The following is a 23,782-nucleotide window of genomic DNA, read 5'->3' on the forward strand; positions in this document are numbered from 1 at the left end:
GGGGAGGCCTCTCAGCCGGCGTTCAGCCGGCTGTCAGCGCAACGCCCGTCGGCGCGGCGACGATGGTCCGCATGCGAGAGGAGCACGCGATGGGGGCTGTCGGGCCGGAGGCAAGGATCCTCGTCGTCGACGACGAACCCTCGATCGTCGATTCGGTGGCGACGGTGCTGCGTTACGAGGGCTTCGAGGTGGAGGTCGCGAGCTCCGGGCGCGCCGCGCTCGCCAAGGCCCAGAGCGAGGCCTTCGACCTCATCGTCCTCGACGTGATGCTCCCCGACCTCGACGGTCTCGAGGTGACGCGGCGGCTGCGTGGCGACGGCCTCGACGTGCCGGTGCTCTTCCTCACGGCCAAGGCCGAGGTCGAGGACCGCATCGCCGGGCTCAGCATCGGCGGTGACGACTACGTCGCGAAGCCCTTCTCGCTCCTCGAGATCGTCGCCCGCGCACGCGCGATCCTCCGCCGGCGGAGCGGCCCGGAGGAGGACCGTCGCCTGCGCTTCGCCGATCTCGTGATGGACGAGGAGAGCCACGAGGTGTGGCGCGCGGCGATGCCCGTGCAGCTCACCGCGACCGAGTTCAACCTGCTGCGCCTCTTCCTCCTCAACCCCCGGCGGGTGCTCTCCAAGGACCAGATCGTCGATCACGTCTGGCACTACGACTTCGGTGGCAACCTGAACATCGTCGAGACCTACGTCCGCTATCTGCGCCGCAAGCTGGACGCCCTCGGCCCCCCGCTGATCCACACCATCCGACTCGTCGGGTACGTGATGCGCGAGGCGCAGTGATCCGGGCGCTCTCGCTCCGGGCCCGCCTCCTCCTCGCCGTCGCAGCGGTGACCCTCGTCGCCCTCGTCCTCGCCGACGTCGCCGTCTACGCCTCACTCCGCAGCTACCTCGTCCACCAGGTCGACGACGCCCTCGTGCACGCGAACGCCCCGATCGCGAGGGCCCTCGCGCGCGGCCGCCCGGGCCCGGGGCCGGACCAGCCCCCGCTGGGGGTCAACCGCCCACCGGGGGGCGCCCGGGCGGGCCAGCTCTGCGAGCTGGCGCTCAACGCCGCGCCCGGCCAGTTCATCGAGGTGCTGACAGCGCGTGGCAGCGTCGCCGGCGGCGGTGCCGACCGCTGCTCGGCCCACCAGCCCGGCGGCTCGGTGAGCGCCAGCCCGCTGCTCCCCGCCAACCTCGTGACGAGGGCGCGCGCCCTGCCCGGCGGCGGGGCGGGCCTGTTGTTCAGCGCGCCCCCGTCGGCCGGCAACGGCCCCTCGTTCCGGGTGCGCGTCTCGCCGCTGCCGGACGGCGGCGCGCTCGTCGTCGCCGCGCCGCTCGGCGACCTCGGCGACACCCTCTCCCAGCTGCTGTGGGTCGAGATCGCGGTGACCGCGGGCGCCCTCCTCACGGCCGCGCTCCTCGGCCTGTGGTCGGTGCGTGTCGGCCTGCGGCCGCTGCGGGACATGGAGCGAACCGCCGAGGCGATCGCGGTGGGCGACCTCATGCACCGGGTGCCGAACAGCAACCCTCGCAGCGAGGTCGGCCACGTCGCCTCGGCACTCAACGTGATGCTCGGGCGCATCGAGGAGACGGTCGACGAGCTCCGTGCGTCCGAGCACCGCCTGCGTCGCTTCGTCGGCGACGCCTCCCACGAGCTGCGCACGCCGATCGCCGCGGTCGCCGCCTACGCGGAGCTGTTCGGGCGCGGCGCCTCGTCGCGCCCCGAGGACCTCGAGCGGGTGATGGGCGGCATCGCGAAGGAGTCGGCGCGCATGGCCAAGCTCGTCGAGGACCTCCTCACGCTCGCGCGCTTCGACGAGCACCACCTCCTCGGCCCCGAGCCGGTCGAGCTCGTCGGCCTCGCCGTCGAGGCGGCCGAGACGGCCCGCACGGTCGGCTCCGAGTGGCCGGTCGCCGTCGTCGCCGACGGGCCGGTCGAGGCGCTCGGCGACCGCGCCGCCCTGCGGCGCGTGATCGACAACCTCCTCGCCAACGTGCGCGCGCACACGCCACCGGGGACCGCGGCGACGCTCACCGTGCGTCGGGTGGGAGCCGAAGCGGTGATCGGGGTCGCCGACGATGGGCCGGGGATCAGCCCGGAGGAGGCACCGCTTGTCTTCGAGCGCTTCTTCCGCGCCGACCCTTCGCGCTCGCGGACCACGGGGGGCGCCGGTCTCGGCCTTGCGATCGTCGCCTCGATCGTCGCCGCGCACGGGGGGCGCGCCGTTGCCGCAGCCCGCGCCGAAGGGGGCACCCTCGTCGAGGTCACCCTCCCGGTGCTCGACGAGGAGCCGCTCGAGTAGTTCGCGGCGACCTCGGACGGGGCGTCCCGCCCGGTGGTGCGGCCCGCTCGCAGGCGCCGGGGCCGGGTCGTGGCGCAGCGTCCGGCGGCCCCGTAGGTTCGCGTGCGTGCGGGAGCGACGATGGCGGTGACCGAGCTCCGCCCACGACGGCCGGGGGAGATCCTCGACACCGCCCTCCGCCTCTGCCGGAGCCGCTACCTCACCCTGATGGGCGTCGTGGCGCTCATCGTCGTGCCGCTGCAGCTCTTCTCCGCCCTCCTGCAGCTCTCGGTGGACCCCGCCCGGCACGGCACGACCGTCCACGGGTGGGGCGCGCTCGCCGCCTCCCTCGGCCCCTCGGTCCTCGGCGGCCTCGCCGCGCAGCTGGCGAGCGCAGCCTGTCTGAAGCCGGTCGCGGCCGGCTTCCTCGACGAGGAGGTCTCCTGGCAGGACGCGCTCGAGTTCGCGTGGAGCCGCACCGGCGATCTGCTGCGGGTGATCGTCGTCGTCTACGTCGTGTCGACGATCGGCCTCATCGTCGTGCTTCCCGGCATCTACCTGTGGATCTCCTGGCTCGTGGTGCTCCCGGTGGTCCTCCTCGAGGGCGGGGCCGGCCTCACGCCGCTGCGCCGCTCACACGAGCTCGTGCGCGGCCGCTGGTGGCCGACCTTCGGCACCTACCTGCTCGCCACGGTCGCGCTCGGGATCATCACCGCCTTCGTGAGCGGCATCCTGCTGCGGGTGACGGGCGAGGCGAACGCCGTATACACCGCCAAGGTGCTGCTCTCGACGATCGTCGGCTCGATCACCGGCGTGCTGACGATGCCCTTCCTCGCCTCGGTGATCGTCGTCATCTACTTCGACCTGCGGACGCGCAAGGAGGGCTTCGACCTGCGCGGCCTCGCCGCCCTCCTCGGTGTCGCCCTCATCCGGGAGCGCCCCGCCGAGCCGCCGTGGTGAACTGCGGCCTGTCCGCGCCGGCCCTCAGCCGCGGCCGATGAAGGGCATCTCGGTCGCCATCACCGTGAGGAACTGCACGTTCGCCCCGAGCGGGAGGCCCGCCATGTAGGAGATCGCCGCGCCGACGTGCGCGACGTCGAAGGTCGCCTCGACGCGCACCGAGCCGTCGGCCTGGGCGATGCCGCCGGCCATGCGCGCCGTCATCTCCGTCGCCGCGTTGCCGATGTCGATCTGGCCGCAGGCGATGTGGTAGCGGCGGCCGTCGAGCGAGGTCGAGCGCGTGAGGCCGGTGATCGCGTGCTTGGTCGCCGTGTAGGGGGCGGAGTGCGGTCGCGGGACGTGGGCCGAGATCGAGCCGTTGTTGATGATCCGGCCACCCTGCGGCTGCTGGTCGCGCATGATCCGGAAGGCGTGCTGGGTGCAGAGGAAGGCCCCCGTGAGGTTGGTGGCGACGACCGCCGACCACTGCTCGTAGGTGAGCTCCTCGAGGGGGACGGCCGGCGCGCCGATGCCGGCGTTGTTGAAGAGCAGGTCGAGGCGGCCGAAGTTGGCCGTCGTGGCGGCGAACAGCGCCGCCACCTGCTCGGGGTCGCCGACGTCGCAGGGGTGCGCGAGCGCCGCGGCGCCGCCGAGCGCGGCGGCGCACTCCTCGAGCGGCTCGAGGCGTCGGCCGGCGAGCACGAGGGCGTAGCCGTCGGCTGCGAGCGCCTCTGCGGCGGCGCGGCCGACGCCGGAGCCAGCGCCGGTGACGAGGGCGACGCGCCCCGCTGCGGCCACCTCAGCCCCGACTGCCCGCGGCGCGGCTCACGCCGGCCGCCGCCCGCCGTAGATCACGTAGTCGAGGTGTTTCCAGTAGACGTCGACGGCCTCGAAGCCGGCCTCGCGCAGGTAGCCGAGCTGGGGCTCGAGCGGGATCATGTAGCGGACGTGGTTCTCGTGGCGGGCCTGCGCCTCGGGGCTGAGGTGCCGGGCCTTCTCCGCCGCCTCGGGGTCCTGGCGCTCGTTGGCCCGCTGCCAGGCCGCGTCGACGACGGGGTCGTCAGAGGTCACGGGGTCGTAGTTGAGGTACCAGCCGCCGGGGGCGAGGCGGGCGAAGAGCTCGGCGAAGAGGCTGGCCTTGCGCTCGTCGGAGAGGTGGTGGACGCACTGCGAGGTGACCACCGCGTCGAGAGCGGTGGGGATCTCCTCGGGCCAGGGCGCGCCGCCCATGTCGAACTCGACGTAGCGGGCGCGCTCACCGAAGCGCGCCATCGCCTCGGTGCCCGCGGCGATCATCGGCGGCGAGTACTCCCCGAGCACGGCGTGCGCGTGCGGGTAGCACTCGAGGAGCACCTGCGCGGCAGCGCCCATCCCGGCCCCGAGGTCGAGGAAGGTGAAGTCCTCGTCCTCGCGATAGGGGAGGAGCTGGGCCATCAGCTCCCACTGCGCACGGCGACGCGCCTCGCGGTCGCCCACCTGGGCGGCCCAGTTCGCGACGACGGCGTCGGACTTCCAGAGATCGGCGTTGGTGTCTTCACCCTCGGTCATCCCCGAGTTCTACACCGAGTCGGGTGCTCCTCCCCGCTCGCGCTCGGTACCGTGGGCGGGTGCGGGGGAGGCGACGACGGTGAGCATCCCCGACGCCGCGCCCTTCTCGGTCGAGCTGGCCCGGAGCGGCCTCGTCCTCGAGGTGCCCGCACACCGCACGCTCCTCTCGGTGATCCGCGACGTGCTGCCGGACGCCCCCTCGTCGTGCGGGATGGGCACCTGCGGGAGCTGTGCCACCCGCGTCCTCGCCGGCCTCCCTGACCACCGGGACGGCGTCCTCTCGCCCGAGGAGCGGGCACTGGGCCAGGTGATGATGGTCTGCGTCGGGCGGGCCCGCTCCGAGCGCCTCGTCCTCGACCTCTGACGGCTGGCCCGGGGGCCGCTCGGCCCCGCGCCACCGCCCGTGGCACGATGCAGGCGAGGGCCCCCTTCGGCGAACGAGGTGAACGATGGCGAGCAGCGGGCTCCGGGAACGCCCGGCGTGGCGTGCGCTCGAGCAGCACCACCGCCAGATAGCGGGCCGCCATCTGCGCGAGCTCTTCGCCGAGGACCCGGGACGGGGCGAGCGCCTCACCGCCACGGCCGCCGGGCTGTATCTCGACTACTCGAAGAACCGCGTCACCGACGAGACCCTAGGGCTGCTCCTCGCGCTCGCCGAGGAGTGCGGCGTCGCCGAGCGCCGGGAGGCGATGTTCCGTGGCGAGCGGATCAACGTCTCCGAGCACCGCTCCGTGCTGCACGTCGCGCTGCGCATGCCCGAAGGGGCGAGCCTCGTCGTCGACGGCGTGGACGTCGTCCACGAGGTCCACGAGGTCCTCGGCCGCATGGCCCGCTTCGCCGCCTCGGTGCGCGCCGGTGAGTGGAAGGGATTCACCGGAAGGCCGATCCGCAACCTCGTGAACGTCGGCATCGGCGGCTCTGACCTCGGCCCGGTGATGGCCTACGAGGCCCTCCGCCACTACTCGGCGCGCGAGCTCACCTTCCGCTTCGTCTCCAACGTCGACGCCACGGATTTCGTCGAGGCGACGCGCGACCTCGATCCCGCGGAGACCCTCTTCATCATCTCCTCGAAGACCTTCACCACCCTCGAGACCCTCACCAACGCCCGCTCGGCGCGCGACTGGGTCGTCGGCGCGCTCGGCGACGAACACGCGGTGGCCTCCCACTTCGTCGCGCTCTCGACGAACACCGAGGGCGTCACCGCCTTCGGCATCGACGCGGCGAACATGTTCGGCTTCTGGGACTGGGTCGGCGGGCGCTACTCCATGGACTCGGCGATCGGCCTCTCGACGATGGTCGCCATCGGCACCGAGCACTTCCGCGAGCTGCTCGCCGGCTTTCACGAGATGGACGAGCACTTCCGCAGCGCCCCGGCGGCCGAGAACCTGCCGGTGCTCCTCGGCCTGCTGGCGGTCTGGTACGGCGACTTCTTCGGTGCCCAGACCCAGGGGGTGATGCCCTACGAGCAGTACCTGAAGCGCTTCCCCGCCTACCTCCAGCAGCTGGCGATGGAGTCCAACGGCAAGCACGTCACGCTGAGCGGAGAGCCGGTCGAGGGCGAGACAGGCGCCGTCTACTGGGGGGAGCCCGGCACCAACGGGCAGCACAGCTTCTACCAACTGATCCACCAGGGGACCAAGCTCATCCCCGTCGACCTGATCGGCTTCGCGAACAGCCTGAACCCGCTCGGCGAGCACCAGGACATCCTCCAGTCGAACGTCTTCGCGCAGGCCGAGGCGCTCGCCTTCGGGCGCACCGAGGAGGAGGTGCGCGCCGACGGCACCCCTGACGCGGTCGTCCCCCACAAGGTGATGGAGGGCAACCGGCCGACCAACGTGCTGCTCGCCGAGCGCCTCACGCCGCGCCTGCTCGGCGCGCTCGTCGCCCTCTACGAGCACAGCGTCTTCGTCCAGGGGACGATCTTCGGCGTGGACTCCTTCGACCAGTGGGGGGTCGAGCTCGGGAAGGTGCTCGCGGCGCGCATCATCCCCGAGCTCACCGCCGTCGACGAGCCCCCGCTCGCCCACGACTCGTCGACCAACGCGCTGATCCGCCGCTACCGCGCCCTCAAGGACTGACCCGCACCGGGCCCCACCTGGGGCTCGCGACCGAGCAAGAGGAGACCCACGATGGCAACCGACCACCCAATGCAGCTCGGCATGATCGGCCTCGGGCGGATGGGGGCCAACCTCGTCCGTCGGCTGCTGCGTGACGGCCACCGCTGCGTCGTCTACGACGTGAACGCCGCCGCGGTGAAGGAGCTCGCCGGAGAGGGGGCGGTCGGCACCTCGAGCCTCGCCGAGTTCGTCGCCGCGCTGGAGACGCCGCGTGCCGTCTGGGTGATGCTCCCCGCGGCGATCGTGCAGCGCACCGTTGACGAGCTGCAGGGGCTGATGGCGGCCGACGACGTGATCATCGACGGCGGCAACTCCTACTACCGCGACGACATCGCCCGCGCCGCGCAGCTGCTCCCGACGGGCATCCACTACGTCGACTGCGGGACGAGCGGTGGCGTGTGGGGTCTCGAGCGCGGCTACTGCCTGATGATCGGCGGCGAGGAGGCCGTCGTCACGCGCCTCGACCCGCTCTTCAGGACGATCGCCCCGGGCGTGGGGAGCGCGGAGCCGACGCCGAGCCGCACGCGCACCGACGGCACCGCTCCCGACGGCTACCTCCGCTGCGGTCCGGCCGGCGCCGGCCACTTCGTGAAGATGGTCCACAACGGGATCGAGTACGGGATGATGGCCGCGATCGCCGAGGGCCTCTCGGTGATCCGCCACGCCGACATCGGCCTCTCGAGCCGCGAGGCCGACGCGGAGACGGCACCGCTGCGCGACCCCGAGGCCTACCGCTACGAGATCGACGTCGCCGAGGTGGCCGAGGTGTGGCGGCGCGGCTCGGTGGTCGGCTCCTGGCTCGTCGACCTCATCGCCGACGCCTTCGCCAAGTCGCCGCAGCTCGACGACTTCGCCGGGCGCGTCTCGGACTCGGGCGAGGGGCGCTGGACCGTGCAGGCGGCGGTCGAGACGGGCGTCCCCGCGTCGGTGATCACCGCCGCCCTCTACCAGCGCTTCGAGTCACAGGGGAGCGGCGACTTCACCGACAAGATCCTCTCCGCGATGCGCGCCGAGTTCGGCGGCCACGTCGAGAAGAAGGCCTGACTCCGCCACTGGGCGAGCGCGGCCTCCCAGGTGGGTCCGACGATCGATCGCTCGCCGGCGGCCCTTCGCCGTCGCGCTGCTCAGTGGGCGAGGTGGACGAGGTCGACGACGAGCAGGCTCGTCACGAGCGCCATCACCGCGAGGTAGACGGCGGTCATCGGCCGCCGGTAGCGGTGGTCGGCGAGCCAGAAGCGGCGCACGCCGATCACGTCGAAGACGAGCGCGACGAGCGAGAGCGGGACTCCGATCCAGGGGCCGGCACCGGTCGCGAGGCCGAGGGCCGGGCTCACCACCGGGAGGAAGACGTAGGTCAGCAGGCAGCGCAGCCCCGAGAGCACCATCCCGGTGCTGAAGGTCCGGTAGACGGCCTCGCCGCGCACCCGGCGCCGTACCTCGGGGACGCGCAGCAGCCGGCGCATCGCCGCGTCGAAGCCGTCCTCGTGGGCCCAGCGGGCGCCCCGGCCCGTCGCGAGCGGGGCCGGCGCCATACCGCTCGTCGAGGTGCTCACCGCGAAAAGCATCCCCCATGGCACCCGCCTCCGCCAGCCGGGGCGGGCGGCGCAGCCCCTTGCTACCCCGGGTGGCGTTCTGTTGGAATCAGGGTCGAGCCCGAGGTGGGGCGTGCGGCCCCGCCCGGAGGGAGGCAGTCGTGAACGCAGAGATCAAAGGGACGACCCTGCCGGTGCTCGAGGTCACCCTCGACGCCGGCGAAGAGGTGATCTCCACCCACGGCGAGCTCTCGTGGATGACGACGAACATCGAGATGAGCCAGACGGCGAACACCGGTGGCGGCGGCGGCCTGATGGCCGGGCTGAAGCGGATGGCGGGCGGCGGGGGGCTCTTCCTCACCCGCTACCGCTCGACGGGCGGGCAGGGCTCGGTGAGCTTCGCGGCGAAGATGCCGGGGCGGATCTTCCCCGTCGAGATCAACGCGCAGGGCGGCTACCTGGTGCACCGCCACGGGTGGCTCTGCGGGACCTCGGGGATCACCCCGACGGTCGGGCTGCAGCAGAGCTTCCGCGGCGGGCTGTGGGGCGGGGACGGCTTCGTGCTCGAGCGCCTCGAGGGCAACGGCACCGCCTGGGTCGAGCTCGCCGGCGAGATCATCAGCTACGACCTCGCCGCCGGACAGTCCCTCCTCGTCCACCCCGGCCACGTCGGCGTCTTCCAGGACTCGGTCTCGTTCCAGATCACGCGTGTCCCGGGGATCGCCAACAAGCTCTTCGGCGGCGACGGCTATCACCTCGTCGCCCTCACCGGCCCTGGGACGATCTGGCTGCAGAGCATGCCGCTGCCGATCCTCGCGCACTCCCTCTCGCCCTACCTCGGTGGCGAGGTCGGGACGGACGCGGCCGTCGGCGGTGGCCTCGGCGGGATCATCGGCGGGGTGCTCGGCCGCAACGTGTGACCGCGTCACGCCGGCGCAGCCCTCCCGCCCTTTCGGGCAGACCTCGTCACGGGGTCTCACGCGACCTCGTGCAAGGACGCGCCCTCTCGGCACCGGGGGAGTGCGTCGTCTGCCACTGAAGGTCATCGTCATGCCGCGAAATGGCGAGAAAATGCCGTAGCAAGGTAATTAACGCGCCGCACATACATTCAGGAGGAAGTGGGAAACGGGCAGTTGGACGGTGCTCCCGCAGCGGCCCCAGAGAGGGCGCCGCGGGGGTGACCGAGCGAGGGGGCCCCAATGTCACATGTCTTCGTCCTCCCCGAAGCGGGGCGCCCCCACACCCCGACGCTGCGGCCGGCCGTCCATCGCCGGGCCCTGCTCGTCGCCGCGGCGATCGCCGCCGGTGCCGCGGTCTTCGGCAGCTACAACCTCGAGCACCGTGCCCTCCCGGTGCCGCAGAGCAGTTGTGGCCACGTCGTCGGCGCCTTCGGCCCGTACGGCATCGCCGACGGCGGCGGGCAGACGGCGAGCGGCCCCGGCTGCACCGCGGCGCCGTAGTCCGCGCGGGCGTCGACACCTCCACCACTGGTGGGGCATACTCCGGGGATGGCCGGACTCCGCTGCATGATGATGCGGGGTGGGACCTCCAAGGGCGCCTACTTCCTGGCGGAGGACCTCCCCGATGACCCTGACGTCCGCGACGACCTGCTGCTCAGGCTGATGGGGTCCCCAGACCCCCGCCAGATCGATGGCATCGGCGGCGCGCACCCCCTCACGAGCAAGGTCGCGGTGATCAGCAAGTCGCCCGACGCCGAGGCGGACATCGACTACCTCTTCCTCCAGACCGGCGTCGACGAGGCCTTCGTCACCGATCAGCAGAACTGCGGCAACATCCTCGCCGGCGTCGCCCCCTTCGCCCTCGAGCGCGGCCTGCTCTCGTTCTCGGACGGTGAGGCGCAGGTGCGCATCCGCATGCTGAACACCGACTCGATCGCGACGGCGACCTTCCCGGTGCGCGACGGCGAGCCGGTCTACGATGGTGACGCGGCGATCGCCGGGGTCCCCGGCACCGCAGCGGAGATCCGCATCGACTTCGAGGCCACCGCCGGTGCGAGCTGCGGCGCGCTGCTGCCCACCGGCAACGTCGTCGACAAGTTCAGTGGCATCGCGGTGACCTGCATCGACAACGGCATGCCGGTGATCGTGATGCGCGCCGAGGACGTCGGGATCACCGGCTACGAGGCCCCCGTCGAGCTCGAGGCGAACGCCCCGCTGCGCAAGCTCCTCGAGCAGATCCGCCTCGAGGCGGGGCCGCTCATGAACCTCGGCGACGTGGCGAAGACCTCGGTCCCCAAGCTCACGATGGTCGCGCCGGCGGTCGAGGGCGGCTCGTTCAGCACGCGCACCTTCATCCCCCACCGCTGCCACGACGCAATTGGCGTCCTCGGCGCGGTCTCGGTCGCCACCGCGGCCTTCATGGCAGAGTCGCCGGCGGCGAGCGTGCTCACCCCCGGCGACCACGGCGGGGTGCTCGTCGTCGAGCACCCGACCGGCACCTTCGACGTCGCCATCGAGCTCGACGCGAGCGGGCCGGTGCCCGTCGTCACCCGCTCGGGGATCCTGCGCACCGCCCGAAAGCTCTTCGACGGCGCCGTCTTCCCTCGCGAGTACTGAGATGACCGCCGAGCTCGAGCGCACCATCCCGCCGCCCCACCCGGACCCGCACGCCCCGCGCACCTTCACCCCGCCGCCCGGCGCCTGTGACGCGCACTGTCACATCTTCGGCCCCGCGGCGCGCTTCCCCTTCTCCGACGACCGCGCCTACACGCCGCCCGACTCGGGCCTCGAGGACTTCGAGCGACTGCAGGAGCGCCTCGGCCTCTCGCGCGCCGTCTTCGTGCAGGCGAGCTGCCACGGCCTCGACAACGCGGCGATGGTCGACGCGCTGCGCCGCGGCAAGGGCCGCTACGCGGGGGTCGCGATGGTCGACGAATCCTTCACCGACGCGCAGCTCGCCGAGCTGCACGAGGCGGGGGTGCGCGGCACCCGGTTCAACTTCGTCGCCCACCTCGGCGGGGCGCCGGAGATGGACGAGTTCTGGCGCATCGTCGAGCGGGTCGCGAAGTTCGACTGGCACGTCGTGCTGCACTTCGACGCGAAGGACCTGCCGCAGTACGCGGCGATGCTCGACGCGATGCCCGTCCCCTACCTGATCGACCACATGGCCCGTGTCGACGCGAGCAAGGGCCTCGAGCAGGAGCCCTTCCAGTACCTGCTCGAGCTGCTGAAGGACGAGCGGGCGTGGGTGAAGATCTCCGGTGCGGAGCGCATCACCAAGGACGGGGTCCCCCCCTACGACGACGTCGTCCCCTACGTGCAGGCGCTCATCGCGGCGGCGCCCGAGCGCACGCTGTGGGGCACCGACTGGCCGCACCCGAACGTGCGCGCCGTGCCCGACGACGGCGACCTCGTCGACCTGCTCACGAGCTTCGCGCCCGACGAGGAGGCGCGGAACCGCATCCTCGTCGAGAACCCGACCCGCCTCTACGACTTCTCGTAGCCGCCGCGGCGGCTGGTGCCGTCGGTCCGGGCTGCTCTCGGCGCGCGGCCGGCTACTGGGTGCGCTGACGCTCCGGCGTGATCTTCAGGATCACCCGCTCGGACTGGATCGCGTTCTGGTAGGGGTGACCGAGGTACTTCTCGGAGAGCTCGTCGATGTGGCGGCGGGCCGCCTCGCCGCGCACGACCTCGGTCACCCTGCCGCGCACCTCCGCGTAGTGGTACGGGTTGGCGGCGTCGACGATCGTCACCGTGGCGCGCGGGTCGTGCTCGATGTTGTGGAACTTCTGCCGGTGCAGCTCGGTGTTGATGAGGACGTCGTCGTCGTCGGCGTGCACCCACATCACCTGGGACTGCGGCTGGCCGCTCGGGAGCAGCGTCGTGAGGACGGCAAAGTTCTTGCCCTGGGCGAGTGCGCGGACCGCTTCGTCGAGCATGGGCCAGACGCTAACAAGCGGGCCGGGGGCGGTGCCCCGCGAGGAGCTCGACCGCATCTTCTCGCTCTTCCCGGTGCTCGCCGAGCGCCGCAAGCAGGACGGCGGGACCCTGTCGGGCGGCGAGCAGCAGATGCTCGCCATCGGGCGGTCGCTCATGAGCAAGCCGCAGCTCCTGCTCCTCGATGAGCCGTCGATGGGGCTCGCCCCGCTCATCGTGCAGCGGATCTTCGCGATCATCGAGGAGATCCGTGCCGCGGGGACGACGATCCTCCTCGTCGAGCAGAACGCCGCCCAGGCGCTGCGCCTCGCGGACCGCGCCTACGTCCTCGAGACGGGGTCGATCGTGATGCAGGGGGAGGCCTCGGCGCTCCTCGCCGACGAGCGGGTGCGCGCCGCCTACCTCGGTGAGGGCGCGGCCTGAGCCTTGGTTCAGCGGGCCCAGCGCGGGACGTGGCGCCAGGCGGCGGCGAGCTCCGCGCGCCGCAGGTCGAGCTCGGGCACGGCGGCCGAGAGCAGCGCCCAGAAGCGGGGCGAGTGGTTCAGCTCCTCGAGGTGGCAGAGCTCGTGGAGGAGCACCGTGGCGACGAGCGGCGGCGGCAGGAAGGCGAGGTTGCGGTTGAGGCTCACCCGCCCCGTGGCGGAGCAGCTCGCCCAGCGGGTGCGCTGCGCGCGCACGCTCACCGCCTGCACCTCGGCGCCGCGCGCCGCGGCGAGCGCAGCGAGCTCGGCGGCGAGGCCGACGCGGGCGCGGCGCGTCACGAAGCGCCGGAGCGCCTCGGCCGCGCCCTCCTCGTCCGGCGCGGCGACCCGCACGCGCCCCTCGCGGAGCGCGGCGCGGGCGGTGCTGCCCGCCGGGAGGTACTCGACGGCGTAGGACTCTCCGAGGCCGGGCAGCGCGAGGTGGTGGGGGAGGGCCTCCTCCTCGTCCGCGATCCCGACGCGCTCGAGGGCACGGGCGATCCACGCGGCGCGCGCCGCGAGCAGCTCGGGGAGGCGGGAGCGGTCAAAGCGCCGGGGGACGACGACGACGAGGCCCTCGCGGGGACGGACCTGCAGACGGACGTGGCGCGCCCGGTCGCTCACCCGCAGCCGGTAGGGGGGCGGGCCGACCGCCCCGGAGAGGTCCATGGGCCACGGTAGAGCGGCTGGGCGCTCTCGTCGGGGCAGCGCGATGGCGGCGGTGCCGCCGGCGCGCCAGAGTGGGTCACCGCAACGAGGAGGTCTCCCATGCCAGCGATCTCGAGCCTCGGCCACGTGGGGCTGTACTGCAGCGACCTCAGCGCGCAGATCGAGTTCTACACCGGGCTCCTCGGGCTCACCAAGACCGACGAGGACCTGGAGAACGGCCTCGTCTTCCTCTCCGCGCAGCCCGAGGAGGAGCACCACGAGCTGCTCCTCGTCGCCGGGCGCAACGCCGGGCGCGAGGCGCGCGTCGTGCAGCAGATCTCGTTCCGCTGCGGCTCGCTCGAGGACGTCACCGGCTACTACCGGCGCTTCGTGGAGCACGAGGTGCCGCTCGACATGGTCGTCTCGCACGGCAACGCCGTCGGCGTCTACTTCTTCGACCCCGAGGGCAACCGCTGCGAGGTCTACTGGCAGACGGGCTTGTCCGCCCGCCAGCCCTACGTGCAGGCGGTCGACCTCGACGACGACCCGGCGGCGATCGTCGCCGCCATCGAGGCCTCGGTCGTCCGCTACGGCGAGACCGGGATCGTCGACCGAGAGGTCCTCGCCCGCCAGGACATCGGGAGAGCCCCCTGAGCCGCAGCGCCTCGCCCCGCCCGCGGCCGAGCCGGGAGGAGCTCGCCGCCGCGGTCGGTGCCTGCGTCCCCGACGTCCTCGCCCCCGGCCTCGACGTCGTCTTCTGCGGGATCAACCCGGGCCTGTACTCCGGAGCGGTCGGCCACCACTTTGCCCGCCCGGGGAACCGCTTCTGGCCGGTCCTCCACCGCTCGGGCTTCACCGAGCGGGAGTGGCTGCCCGAAGAGGACCTCCACCTCCCCACGGTCGGCCTCGGGATCACCAACATCGTCGACCGGGTGAGCGCCCGCGCCGACGAGCTCTCCCGCGCCGAGCTGCGGGCGGGCGCCGCGGCGCTCGCCGACAAGCTCGACGCGCTCGCGCCGGCGGTGGTCGCCGTCCTCGGCATCGGCGCCTACAACGCCGCCTTCGGCGCGCACGCGGCGATCGGCGAGCAGCCCGAGCGCCTCGGCCCCGCCCGCCTGTGGGTGCTCCCCAACCCGAGCGGACTGCAGGCCCGCTACCAACTCCCCGAGCTGGCCGAGATTTTCTCCGCCCTGCGGGCGGCGGCGCGCCCCGCGGCCGGGAGCCGCTGACTACCGTCTCGTCCCGAGGAGGAGAGATGGCCTGGTCGGCACCGCTGTATCGCGTCTACGAGCGCCGCATCGCCGGTCACCTCGGTCGCGACGTGCTGCCCCGCCACATCGGCGTGATCCTTGACGGCCACCGGCGCTACGCGCGCGCCGAGGGGCTCCTCGAGTACCGCGAGAGCTACGAGATCGGGATGGCCAAGCTGAGCGAGTTCCTCGGCTGGTGCGCGCAGCTGCAGGCCCCGGCGGTGACCGCCTGGGTGCTGTCGATCGACAACCTCACTCGCCCCGCCGACGAGCTCGAGCCCTACTTCGCCGTCCTCATCGACCTCCTGCAGCACCTCCCCGAGCTCGGGCGGCGCCTCGGCTTCTCCCTGCAGATCATCGGCAGCCTCGACCTCCTGCCCCGCCACCTCGCCGCGGCGGCCAAGGAGGCCGAGCAGCGGTGCGCGCCGGGGGGCTGGCACTTCAACCTCGCCCTCGGCTACGGAGGCCGCCAGGAGATCGTCGACGCCTGCCGCTCGCTCGTCACCGAGCTCAGCGCGACCGGCCTCTCCGGCGAGGCGCTCGCCGAGGGGATCGACGCCGCGGCGCTCTCGGCCCACCTCTACACCGCCGACCTCCCCGACCCCGACCTCGTGATCCGCACGAGCGGCGAGGCCCGCCTCTCGGGCTTCTTGCTCTGGCAGTCGGCCTACGCGGAGTGCGTCTTCGTCGACCCCTACTGGCCGGCCTTCCGCAAGGTCGACTTCCTGCGGGCGCTCCGTGACTACGCGCGCCGGGAGCGCCGATTCGGGCAGTGAGCGACCGGCGCCCGGGCCGCGCCGGGGGCGCGCGCCCCGGCGACCGAGCGCCGCGGAACGTGTCACCCGCGCGCCGCGGCGCGCAGAGAGACGGAGGACATGCACAACGACGGGCGGGCGGGCGCGGTGAGAGGCCTCCTCGCGCGCCCCGGCGGCAACCTGCTCGTGCTGCGCGCCTTCCTCGGCGTCACCTTCACCTTCGCCGGGCTGCAGAAGCTCGCGAACCCGAACTTCTTCCGCCGCCACGCGCCGGGCTCGTTCTTCGCGCAGCTGCAGGGCTCGATCACGACGAGCCCGCTGCACCACCTGCTCGACCCGGCGCTGCACGCCCCGACGGTCGTCGCGGTGGTGATCTCGGCCGGGGAGATCGCCGTCGGCCTCGGCACCCTCGCCGGCCTCTTCGGCCGCCTTGCGGCGCTCGGCGGGATGCTGCTCGCGCTCAGCTTCTTCCTCACGGTGAGCTTCAACGACAGCCCCTACTACTACGGCGCCGACATCGTCTTCCTCTTCGCCTGGACGCCGCTCGCGCTCGGTGGCCCCGGGGAGCTCTCCCTCGACGCGCTGCTCGCGCGCCGCGCCGCGACCGGACAGGTGGCCGCGCACCGCGGCCGGCCGGCGGTCGAGCGCCGCGCCTTTCTGCAGCGCGCCGGGGCGACCGCGGGCCTCGCCGCCCTCGCGGCGGTGGTGGGAGGTCTCGACGCCCTCCTCGGGCGCCACTTCGCATCCGCCGGGCGCGCCTCGACGATCGGGACCCTCCCGAGCGACCCCTCGACGACGACCCCGGCGGTCGCTCCGACGACCACGAGCGCGCCACCGACCACGACGACCGGCGGCCCGACGGACACCACCGCCGCCCCGACGACCACGTCGCGGGCGCCGACCACGACGACCGGCGGCCCGACGGATACCACCGCCGCCCCGACGACCACGTCGCGGGCGCCGACCACGACGACCGGCGGCGGGCGGGCGCCGAAGGGGACGGCGATCGGCAAGGCGAGCGACGTCCCCGTCAGGGGCGCGGCGAGCTTCACCGACCCGGCACAGCAGATCCCCGCCTACGTGGTGCAACCCTTGGCCGGCAGCTACGTCGCCTTCTCCGCGGTGTGCACGCACGCCGGCTGCACGGTGAACTTCGAGCGCTCGACCGAGCAGTTCGCTTGCCCCTGCCACGGTTCGGTCTACGACGCGCGCACCGGGGCTGTCGTGAACGGCCCCTCCACGAGCCCCCTCCCCTCGATCCCGATCGCCCTCGGCCCGGACGGCGAGCTCTACGTCGACGGCTGACCGGGCCTAGAAGGGGAGCCTCCGCCAGAGCGGGCGGGGGAGCAGCCGCAGCAACGCGAACAGCGGCGCGAGGGCCTTCGGGGTGGTGACGACGCTGCGGCCACCCTCGAGCGCGGCGACGATGTCGGCGGTGACCCGCCCCGCCGTCGCGGAGAGCGGCGCCTTGGCCATCCCAGCGGTCATCTTCGTCTCCACGAAGCCCGGCCGCACGAGCACGAGCCGCACCCCGCTCCCGTGCAGCGCGTCGCCGAGGCCCTGCGCGAAGCCGTCGAGGCCCGCCTTGGAGGCGCCGTAGGGGAAGTTCGAGCGGCGGACGCGCAGCCCCGCGACCGAGGAGTAGACGAGGATCACGCCGCTCCCCTGGGCGCGCAGCACCTTGGCGAAGGCGATCATCGCCGCCGCGGGCCCGACGAAGTTCGTCTCCAGCTGCTCGGCGACGCCGGCGGCGTCGAGGCGGTCGAGGTCGGCGTGGCCGAGGAGGCCGGCGGCGACGACGACGAGGTCGATCGTCCCGAGGCGCTCGGCGGCGAGGGCGGCGAGCGCGTCGGCGGCCGCGCCCTCGCGGGCGTCGAAGTGCGCCGTCGTCACCTCCCTCACCCCGGCGGCGCGCACCTCCTCGGCGACGGCGCCGAGCGCCTGCTCGTCGCGCCCGCAGAGCAGCACCGCCTCCAGGCGGCGGGCCGCGAGGGCGGTGAGCAGCGAGCGGGCGAGGTCCGAGCCCCCGCCGAGCACGACGGCGCGCTGGGGCATTCCGGTGGCGTCGATCACGATGGTGCTCCTGTTCGGTCGTGGCGCAGCGAGAGCCGCGAGGAGAGGTCGGAGACGAAGTGGCCGCCCGGGTCGAGGCGAGCGGCCGCCTCGCGCCACTCGCCGAGGCGGGGGTACATCGCGGCGAAGCGCCCGGGGGAGAGCCGGCCGTCCTTCGCGAGGTAGACGCGGCCGCCGGCGGCGAGGACGAGCTCGTCGAGGAGGTCGAGGGCGTGCGCGAGCCCCGGGCGCCCGAGGGCGAGGTCGAGGGCGAGGGTCCAGCCGGGCTCGGGGAACGAGAGCGGGGCGGGGTCGGCGGGGCCGAAGCGCTTCAGCACCGCGAGGTAGACGGCCTGGTGCTCGCGCTGCAGCGTCTCGATCACCCGCGCGACGACCGCCGCGGCCGCGAAGGGCACGACGAGCTGGTACTGGGTGAAGCCGTGCGGCCCGTAGAGGAGGTTCCAGTCGGCGAGGCCGTCGAGGGGGTAGAAGAAGCTCGCGATCGTCTGGATCTCCGCCTCGGCGTGGCGCGCCGCCTTGCGATACCAGAGGGCGTTGAGGGCGCGGCCCGAGAGGGCGTTCACCGCCGAGAGCGGTGGCGCGAAGGGGACGGCGAACGGGCGGCGCGGCTCGTAGGCGAGGGGCGCCTCGGCACGCGGCCCGGAGAGCTCGCTCGCGAGCGCGTGCTCGCCCCGGGTGAGGACGGAGCGGCCGAGCGACGAGCCCCGCGCCAGGCAGTCGACCCAGGCGACGCTGTAGCGGTAGCGGTCGTCCCCCTCGGTGAGGAGCGCCATCGCCGCCTCGAGGTCCGCGGCGCGGTCGGTGTCGACGCGCATGTAGGCGCTCTCGACGCGGATCATCTCCATCTCGACCTCGGTGACGACGCCAGTGAGGCCCATCCCGCCGACGGTCGCCCAGAAGGCCTCGCCGTCCTCGTCGGGGGTGAGGCGCCGCGGCCCTGTCGCGCCGACGAGCTCGAGCGCGCGCAGGTGCGTGCCGAAGCTCTGCTCGCGGTGGTGGTTCTTCCCGTGCACGTCGGCCGCGACCGCGCCACCGAGGCTCACGTGCCGGGTGCCGGGGGTCACCGGCACGAAGAGCCCGGCCGGCAGGCTCTCGCGGAGGAGGGCGTCGAGGGAGAGGCCCGCCTCGGCGCGCACCGTGGCGGCCGCGGCGTCGAGCGCGAGCAGGCGGTCGAGCGCGCCGGTGTCGAGCACCGCGCCCCCCGCCGAGCAGGCGGCGTCGCCGTAGGCGCGACCGAGGCCGCGGGCGAGGATCGGCCTGCCCGCGGCCGCCAGCCCGGCGACGAGCTCGACGAGCTCGGCGCGGCTCGCGGGGCGGCGCAGCTCGGCCGCGGTCCCCTGCCCGCCCCCGAAGCCGGTGAGCAGGACGCGCCCGCCGGTCTCAGCCGGCGGCAAGGGGGGCCTTCGGCGCGGCGGCGGCGTCGATGCTCATCGTGAAGAAGTCGCGGTTCCAGTTCGACTGGAAGTAGCGGCCGGCGCCGCCGTCCATCGAGGCGAGGAGGTCGCTGCCGTTCGCCGGGGTCGCGAGGCTGGCCCCAGTCGGGGGCGCGTAGGTCGAGAAGTTCACCCAGTAGACGTTGATGTCGAGCTCCATCGCCCGCACCGCACCGGCGGCGACGAGCAGGTTGGCGAGGGTGACGATATCGAGGCCGGGGCCGCCGACGTAGACGAGGGCGCCGTCAGAGGTGACGCCCACCCCCGAGCGCCAGACATCGATCGAGTTGCCGAGGGTGAAGCCCCACTTCGCCTGGTCGTTGTTGTCGATGCCGGGCGCCGGCGCGCCGTGGTCGACGAGCAGGTCGAGGTTCTGGCGCACGGCGGCCACCTGCGCCGACATCCCCACCTCCTCGCCCCAGGAGCCGATCTGCACCGCGCCGTCCTTGTCGATGACGAAGGAGGCCGCGCCGTCACGCAGCGGCACCACCGCCCGACCGTCGGTGAAGTAGCCGCCCTGGGCCTGGTTCATACGGAAGCCGGCGTTGAAGGCGGCGTCGAGCGTCGCCGCGGCGGCGGCCGGCACCGGGACGCGGTTCGCGTAGGGGCCGCCCCCGGGGATGGAGGTGCCGGGATAGAGCGCGGCGCGCAGCAGCTTGGTGTCCATCCACGCCACCCCCGCTACGAGGCTCGTGTGCACCGGGTCGGGGCGGAGGAAGGCCTCGTAGATCGCGGGGACCCCCGCGACGAGGCGGCCGGCGGGGTGCCACAGGCCCTCGCCGGCGAGGGCAGGCGAGTCGATCGGGGTGATCGGCGCCGGTTCGGGGAGGTGCCAGGCGACTGGCTGCACCGGGGCCGCGGCGGGGGTCGCCGGGATCGCGCCGCGCGCCGGCCGGCCGCCGAGGGGCGGCGGGTGGTGGCGGTACCAGTAGTTCTCGACCCCGTCGACGAGGCCGCCGCCGCCGTGCTCGCGGGCCCACTCGGCGAGGCGGGCGCCGGCGAAGGGACCGAGCGCCGGGTTGCGCAGGGCCGCGCCCGCGGAGACGGCCACCGGAGCGAGCGCGAGGAGCAGCACGCAGCTGAGGGTGCGCAGCGGGTGGCGGGTGAGCGCGAAGCGCCACCCGAGGCGCCGTCGCCGTCGTCGCTCCCGCCGCGACTCGGGGCCGATCTCCTCGCGGCGGGGGCCCCCGGGGCCGACCCCGAGCGGGCGCGCGCCGCGACGACGCCCGCCCCGCTCCCGTGCTCGTCCCACCTCGCCCTCCGGCGGGGGCGCTCGCCAGCCCCCGCTCCAGCGCAGAGAGGTTAATCGCCTGCCGACCTGGTGATCTCCACCCCGGGAGGGGGCGCCGCCATTGGTAGCGTCGGGAGCGGGCGAAGGAGGTGGCCGATGGACTCGGGGGCTCTCGGAGCGGGTTCCTTCGCGGCGGGCGACCTCGCGGCCCACGAGCGGGTCGAGCTCGCCGGCCACATCATCGACTCGCTGATCCTCGCGAAGGTGCTCGACCTGATCCTCGCCGCCGGCGCGGACTACCTCGACCTCGAGGTGCAGGTGGGCCGCTCCTCGAGGGACCTCAGCCGCGCCACCTTCACCGTCGCGGCCCGCGACGAGGCGGCGCTCGCGGGGCTCTTGGAGGAGCTGCACGTGCACGGCGTGAACCGCGCCGAGCTCGGCGACGTCGAGCTCGCACCGGCGCCGGCGGACGGCATCCTCCCGGCCGGCTTCTACTCGACGACCAACCTCGCGACCTCGGTGCACGCCGCCGGCCACTGGGTGGAGGTGGGGAACCCCGAGATGGACTGCGCGCTCGTCGTCGACAAGGGGCGGGCCCGCACCCTCCCGATGCACCGCGTGCGCGCCGGCCAGCCTGTCGCCGTCGGCCACCGGGGGATCCGCGTGCTCGCGCCGACGCCGCCGCGGGGCAACGCGAGCTTCGAGTTCATGAACTCCGACGTTTCCTCGGAGAAGCCGAAGGCGCTGCTCGTCGCGGAGGTCGCCTGCCAGCTGGCGGCGACGAAGCGGGCCGGCGGCCGGCTGCTCTTCGTCTGCGGCCCGGCGGTGATCCACACCGGCGCCGGTCCCGACCTGGAGCGGCTGGTGCGCGGCGGCTTCGTCGACCTGCTCTTCGCCGGCAACGGCTTTGCAACCCACGACATCGAGTCGAACGTGCTCGGCACCTCGCTCGGCTACTCGCTCGGTGGCGGCTTCGCGACCGAGGGCGGCCACGCCAACCACCTGCGGGTGATCAACGAGGTCCGCCGCGCCGGCTCGATCGCCGCCGCGGTGGAGAGCGGCTACCTGAGCAGCGGCGTGATGGCGACCTGCGTCGAGCTCGGCATCCCCTTCGTCCTCGCCGGGTCGCTGCGCGACGACGGCCCCCTCCCCGACGTGCTGCGCGACGTGGTGGCCGCCGCCGACGCGATGCGCGAGCAGATCGCCGGCGTCGGTGCGGCGGTGATGCTCGCCTCCACGCTGCACGCCATCGCGACCGGCAACATCCTCCCCGCCTCGGTCCTCACCTACTGCGTCGACATCAACCACGCGGTCGTCACCAAGCTCGCCGACCGGGGGAGCCACCAGGCGCTCGGGATCGTCACCGACGTCGGCCTGTTCCTGCGCGACCTCGCGGACGAGCTGGTGCCGACGGCGCGATGAGCCCGCTCGGGTGGGGCCACCGCTTCCTCATGTGCCCGCCCCGCTTCTTCGGGGTGCTCTACGAGATCAACCCCTGGATGCACACCGCGGTGCAGGCCGACCCGGCGCGCGCCGCCGAGCAGTGGGAGAGCCTCGCCGCGGCGCTGCGCGCCGTGGGGGCGAGCATCGAGGTGCAGCCTCCCGTCGACGGCCTCCCCGACCTCGTCTTCACCGCCAACGCGGGGGTGGTGAGCGGGCGCCGCTTCGTGCCGGCGCACTTCCGCCACCCCGAGCGCCAGGGGGAGACCGCCGTCGACGCCGCGTGGTTCGGCGAGCGGGGCTACCAGGTCCTCTCGCTCCCCGTCGAGCTGCGCCACGAGGGCGCGGGGGACGCGCTCCCCTTCGGCGAGGTCCTCCTCTCGGGCTACCGGAGCCGCTCCGACATCGCCTCCCACGCCGAGCTCGCCCGCCTCCTCGGGGTGGCCGTCCGCTCGGTCGAGCTCGTCGAGCCCCGCCTCTACCACCTCGACCTCGTCTTCTGCCCCCTCGACGAGCGCCACGCGCTCGTCGCGCCGCTCGGCCTCGACCGCTACGGGGCGAAGGTCGTCGAGGGGCTCGTGCCCGAGCCGATCCTGCTCACCGACGAGGAGGCGCTCGCTTTTTGCGCGAACTCCGTAGTCGTCGGCGACCGCATCGTGATGGCGCACTGCACGCCGCGCCTCGAGACGCTGCTCGGCGGCATCGGCCTCGAGGTCGTGACCGTCGACGTCGGCGAGTTCCTGAAGGCCGGCGGCGGCGCGCGCTGCCTCACCCTCGCCCTCGACGTCACTCTCGGCAGCGGAGCGGGCGGAGCGGACGCGGGCCGGGCGCGGCCTGGTTAGCGTCGGGCCATGTCGACAGACGCGCCGCTCGCCCCCTCGAGCGCAGAGCTCAACGGTGTCCGCATCGGCTATCTCGACGTCGGCGAGGGCCCCCCGATCGTCTGGTGCCACGAGTACTTCGGTGACTACCGCAGCTGGGCGCCCCAGCTCTCGGCCTTCTCGCGTAACTACCGCAACGTCGTCTACAGCGCCCGTGGCTACCCCGCCTCGTCTGTCCCCGAGGAGGCGGGCGGCTACTCCCAGCAGCTGATGATCGACGACCTGCTCGGTCTCCTCGACCACCTCGCCATCGAGCGGGCCGTCGTCGCCGGCCTCTCGATGGGCGGGAACGTGGCGCTCAACTTCGGCCTCCAGCACCCCGAGCGCTGCCTCGGCCTCGTGATCGCCGGCTGCGGCTCGGGGAGCTCGGACCGCGAGCGCTTCGAGCAGAAGGCACAGGCGATGCTCGCCGTCATCGAGAACGAGGGGATGGCGGGCCTGCACCGCTTCATGGAGGGCGACCCGACGCGCCTCCCGCTGAAAGAGAAGGACCCCGCCGGCTGGGCCGAGCTCGGCCGCCGCCTCGCCGACCGCTCGCCGTCGGCCGCCGCCCACATCTACCGCGAGGTGCAGCTGAAGCGACCGGGGATCCTCACCCTCGGCGAGCAGCTGGAGGCGACCGAGGTGCCGGCGCTCGTGCTCTTCGGCGACGGCGACGACGGCTGCGTCGAGCCGGGGCTGTTCATGTGGCGCCACCTCCCCGACGCCCGCCTCGCCGTCCTCCCGGCAAGCGGCCACTGCGTCAACCTCGAGGAGCCCGAGCTGTTCAACGCCCTCGTGCGCGGCTTCCTCGACTCACTCGGGCTCGCGCGCCCCTGAGCGCCGGTCGCGGCCACTGGCGGAGGGCCGCCGATTCGGGGAGGATCTGGCGATGAGCGACGAGCACCCCGTGCAGCTGAGCAGCGGCCTCCCCGAGACGGTGCTGCCCGCCGTCCCCGACGAGTGGCGCGAGGCGCTCGAGCGCGCGCTCGCCGCCGAGGCCTCGCTCCGGCGCGCCGAGGTCGCCCTCGTCTGCGCGGAGCACCCCGGCTATCTCGACGCCTGGGCGGCCCTCTCGGACCTCGCTCGTGACGAGACCGAGGCCTACGCCTACGCCCGCGTCGGCTACCACCGCGGCCTCGACACGCTGCGCGGCGCGGGTTGGCACGGGACCGGCTACGTGCGCTGGTCGCACGAGGAGAACCGCGGCTTCCTCGCGGCGCTGAACGCGCTGCGCAAGGCCGCGGGGGCGATCGGCGAGGAAGAGGAGGAGGAGCGCTGCGCGCTCTTCCTCGTGCAGCTCGACCCCGACTGGGGCCGCCGCTTCTGA

The 23,782-nt window shown here is 73.5% G+C and carries 26 protein-coding genes and 1 pseudogene; 19 read left to right on the forward strand and 8 right to left on the reverse strand.

The features are described from left to right. Positions 1-89 precede the first annotated feature (89 nt). The 3 genes from VNF07_03605 (at position 90) to VNF07_03615 (ending at position 3,229) form a co-directional block, all read left to right on the forward strand. Positions 90-785: a response regulator transcription factor gene (locus tag VNF07_03605; GenBank protein HVB05320.1), complete on the forward strand. Its 696-nt coding sequence runs from the start codon at positions 90-92 to the stop codon at positions 783-785. After that, the gene (locus tag VNF07_03610) at positions 782-2,290 is read left to right on the forward strand and encodes an ATP-binding protein (GenBank protein ID HVB05321.1); all 1,509 of its coding nucleotides are present in this window, start codon (positions 782-784) and stop codon (positions 2,288-2,290) included. Before VNF07_03605 ends, VNF07_03610 begins: the two co-directional genes overlap by 4 nt. 120 nt (positions 2,291-2,410) lie before the next feature. Beyond that, positions 2,411-3,229 (forward strand): hypothetical protein, encoded by an 819-nt coding sequence (locus VNF07_03615; protein HVB05322.1) that lies wholly within the window; start codon positions 2,411-2,413, stop codon positions 3,227-3,229. 24 nt (positions 3,230-3,253) lie between these two features. Here the strand turns inward: VNF07_03615 and VNF07_03620 are convergent, their stop codons facing one another. Both VNF07_03620 and VNF07_03625 read right to left on the reverse strand, forming a co-directional pair. Beyond that, positions 3,254-4,006: an SDR family oxidoreductase gene (locus VNF07_03620; GenBank protein HVB05323.1), complete on the reverse strand. Its 753-nt coding sequence runs from the start codon at positions 4,004-4,006 to the stop codon at positions 3,254-3,256. A 27-nt stretch (positions 4,007-4,033) separates the two neighbouring features. Further along, positions 4,034-4,756, reverse strand: a complete 723-nt coding sequence (locus VNF07_03625) for a class I SAM-dependent methyltransferase (protein HVB05324.1) — start codon at positions 4,754-4,756, stop codon at positions 4,034-4,036. Between VNF07_03625 and VNF07_03630 the strand changes: the two genes are divergently transcribed. From VNF07_03630 to gnd, 3 genes are all read left to right on the forward strand, one after another. Further along, complete coding sequence (locus VNF07_03630; protein HVB05325.1) at positions 4,737-5,120, forward strand: 2Fe-2S iron-sulfur cluster binding domain-containing protein; 384 nt, start codon at positions 4,737-4,739, stop codon at positions 5,118-5,120. The two genes, VNF07_03625 and VNF07_03630, sit on opposite strands and share 20 nt — an antisense overlap. Positions 5,121-5,205: 85 nt before the next feature. After that, the gene (pgi, locus tag VNF07_03635) at positions 5,206-6,834 is read left to right on the forward strand and encodes a glucose-6-phosphate isomerase (GenBank protein HVB05326.1); all 1,629 of its coding nucleotides are present in this window, start codon (positions 5,206-5,208) and stop codon (positions 6,832-6,834) included. A 51-nt stretch (positions 6,835-6,885) separates the two neighbouring features. Beyond that, entirely contained in the window at positions 6,886-7,917 is a 1,032-nt protein-coding gene (gnd, locus tag VNF07_03640) for a decarboxylating 6-phosphogluconate dehydrogenase (protein HVB05327.1), read from the forward strand. An 80-nt stretch (positions 7,918-7,997) separates the two neighbouring features. Here the strand turns inward: gnd and VNF07_03645 are convergent, their stop codons facing one another. Further along, positions 7,998-8,426: a hypothetical protein gene (locus VNF07_03645; protein ID HVB05328.1), complete on the reverse strand. Its 429-nt coding sequence runs from the start codon at positions 8,424-8,426 to the stop codon at positions 7,998-8,000. Positions 8,427-8,566: 140 nt separating this feature from the next. Between VNF07_03645 and VNF07_03650 the strand changes: the two genes are divergently transcribed. The 4 genes from VNF07_03650 (at position 8,567) to VNF07_03665 (ending at position 11,867) form a co-directional block, all read left to right on the forward strand. Next, positions 8,567-9,325, forward strand: coding sequence for an AIM24 family protein (locus VNF07_03650; protein HVB05329.1), 759 nt, complete (start codon positions 8,567-8,569; stop codon positions 9,323-9,325). 279 nt (positions 9,326-9,604) lie between these two features. Beyond that, on the forward strand, positions 9,605-9,865 hold the full coding sequence (locus tag VNF07_03655; GenBank protein ID HVB05330.1) for a hypothetical protein: 261 nt from the start codon (positions 9,605-9,607) through the stop codon (positions 9,863-9,865). A 48-nt stretch (positions 9,866-9,913) separates the two neighbouring features. Then, complete coding sequence (locus VNF07_03660) at positions 9,914-10,981, forward strand: 4-oxalomesaconate tautomerase (protein HVB05331.1); 1,068 nt, start codon at positions 9,914-9,916, stop codon at positions 10,979-10,981. Position 10,982: 1 nt separating this feature from the next. Then, positions 10,983-11,867, forward strand: a complete 885-nt coding sequence (locus tag VNF07_03665; protein ID HVB05332.1) for an amidohydrolase family protein — start codon at positions 10,983-10,985, stop codon at positions 11,865-11,867. Positions 11,868-11,919: 52 nt separating this feature from the next. On the opposite strand, the gene VNF07_03670 is transcribed toward VNF07_03665, so the two are convergent. Further along, positions 11,920-12,303 carry a PPOX class F420-dependent oxidoreductase gene (locus VNF07_03670; protein HVB05333.1) on the reverse strand — a complete coding sequence of 128 codons (384 nt, stop codon included), beginning with the start codon at positions 12,301-12,303 and terminating at the stop codon, positions 11,920-11,922. A 46-nt stretch (positions 12,304-12,349) separates the two neighbouring features. Between VNF07_03670 and VNF07_03675 the strand changes: the two are divergent. Continuing rightward, positions 12,350-12,724 (forward strand): annotated as a pseudogene (locus VNF07_03675) (ATP-binding cassette domain-containing protein). A gap of 8 nt (positions 12,725-12,732) precedes the next feature. On the opposite strand, the gene VNF07_03680 reads toward VNF07_03675, so the two are convergent. Continuing rightward, on the reverse strand, positions 12,733-13,431 hold the full coding sequence (locus VNF07_03680; GenBank protein HVB05334.1) for a YgjP-like metallopeptidase domain-containing protein: 699 nt from the start codon (positions 13,429-13,431) through the stop codon (positions 12,733-12,735). A gap of 99 nt (positions 13,432-13,530) precedes the next feature. Between VNF07_03680 and VNF07_03685 the strand changes: the two genes are divergently transcribed. From VNF07_03685 to VNF07_03700, 4 genes are all read left to right on the forward strand, one after another. After that, positions 13,531-14,064, forward strand: coding sequence for a VOC family protein (locus VNF07_03685; GenBank protein ID HVB05335.1), 534 nt, complete (start codon positions 13,531-13,533; stop codon positions 14,062-14,064). Further along, the gene (gene mug, locus VNF07_03690; protein ID HVB05336.1) at positions 14,061-14,639 is read left to right on the forward strand and encodes a G/U mismatch-specific DNA glycosylase; all 579 of its coding nucleotides are present in this window, start codon (positions 14,061-14,063) and stop codon (positions 14,637-14,639) included. The genes VNF07_03685 and mug overlap by 4 nt, the downstream gene beginning before the upstream one ends. A gap of 26 nt (positions 14,640-14,665) precedes the next feature. Next, the gene (gene uppS, locus VNF07_03695) at positions 14,666-15,436 is read left to right on the forward strand and encodes a polyprenyl diphosphate synthase (GenBank protein HVB05337.1); all 771 of its coding nucleotides are present in this window, start codon (positions 14,666-14,668) and stop codon (positions 15,434-15,436) included. Between the two features lie 99 nt (positions 15,437-15,535). After that, positions 15,536-16,720 (forward strand): Rieske 2Fe-2S domain-containing protein, encoded by a 1,185-nt coding sequence (locus VNF07_03700; GenBank protein ID HVB05338.1) that lies wholly within the window; start codon positions 15,536-15,538, stop codon positions 16,718-16,720. Positions 16,721-16,726: 6 nt separating this feature from the next. Here the strand turns inward: VNF07_03700 and VNF07_03705 are convergent, their stop codons facing one another. Genes VNF07_03705 through VNF07_03715 form a run of 3 tightly spaced genes read right to left on the reverse strand, consistent with a single transcriptional unit; the run spans position 16,727 to position 20,173 of the window. Next, entirely contained in the window at positions 16,727-17,488 is a 762-nt protein-coding gene (locus tag VNF07_03705; protein HVB05339.1) for an SDR family NAD(P)-dependent oxidoreductase, read from the reverse strand. Next, on the reverse strand, positions 17,485-18,882 hold the full coding sequence (locus tag VNF07_03710; protein HVB05340.1) for an FAD-binding oxidoreductase: 1,398 nt from the start codon (positions 18,880-18,882) through the stop codon (positions 17,485-17,487). The genes VNF07_03705 and VNF07_03710 overlap by 4 nt, the downstream gene beginning before the upstream one ends. Further along, entirely contained in the window at positions 18,869-20,173 is a 1,305-nt protein-coding gene (locus VNF07_03715; protein HVB05341.1) for a phosphodiester glycosidase family protein, read from the reverse strand. Before VNF07_03715 ends, VNF07_03710 begins: the two co-directional genes overlap by 14 nt. A gap of 135 nt (positions 20,174-20,308) precedes the next feature. Between VNF07_03715 and VNF07_03720 the strand changes: the two genes are divergently transcribed. The 4 genes from VNF07_03720 to VNF07_03735 are packed head-to-tail and all read left to right on the forward strand — an operon-like array spanning position 20,309 to position 23,782. Then, positions 20,309-21,574 carry a TIGR00300 family protein gene (locus VNF07_03720; protein HVB05342.1) on the forward strand — a complete coding sequence of 422 codons (1,266 nt, stop codon included), beginning with the start codon at positions 20,309-20,311 and terminating at the stop codon, positions 21,572-21,574. Continuing rightward, positions 21,571-22,434 (forward strand): arginine deiminase-related protein, encoded by an 864-nt coding sequence (locus VNF07_03725; protein HVB05343.1) that lies wholly within the window; start codon positions 21,571-21,573, stop codon positions 22,432-22,434. The genes VNF07_03720 and VNF07_03725 overlap by 4 nt, the downstream gene beginning before the upstream one ends. 9 nt (positions 22,435-22,443) lie before the next feature. Beyond that, entirely contained in the window at positions 22,444-23,292 is an 849-nt protein-coding gene (locus tag VNF07_03730; protein HVB05344.1) for an alpha/beta hydrolase, read from the forward strand. Positions 23,293-23,344: 52 nt separating this feature from the next. Further along, positions 23,345-23,782 (forward strand): DUF3151 family protein, encoded by a 438-nt coding sequence (locus VNF07_03735; GenBank protein HVB05345.1) that lies wholly within the window; start codon positions 23,345-23,347, stop codon positions 23,780-23,782.

The sequence above is a fragment of the Acidimicrobiales bacterium genome (genome assembly GCA_035533595.1).
Taxonomy (GTDB): Bacteria; Actinomycetota; Acidimicrobiia; order Acidimicrobiales; family Bog-793; genus DATLTN01.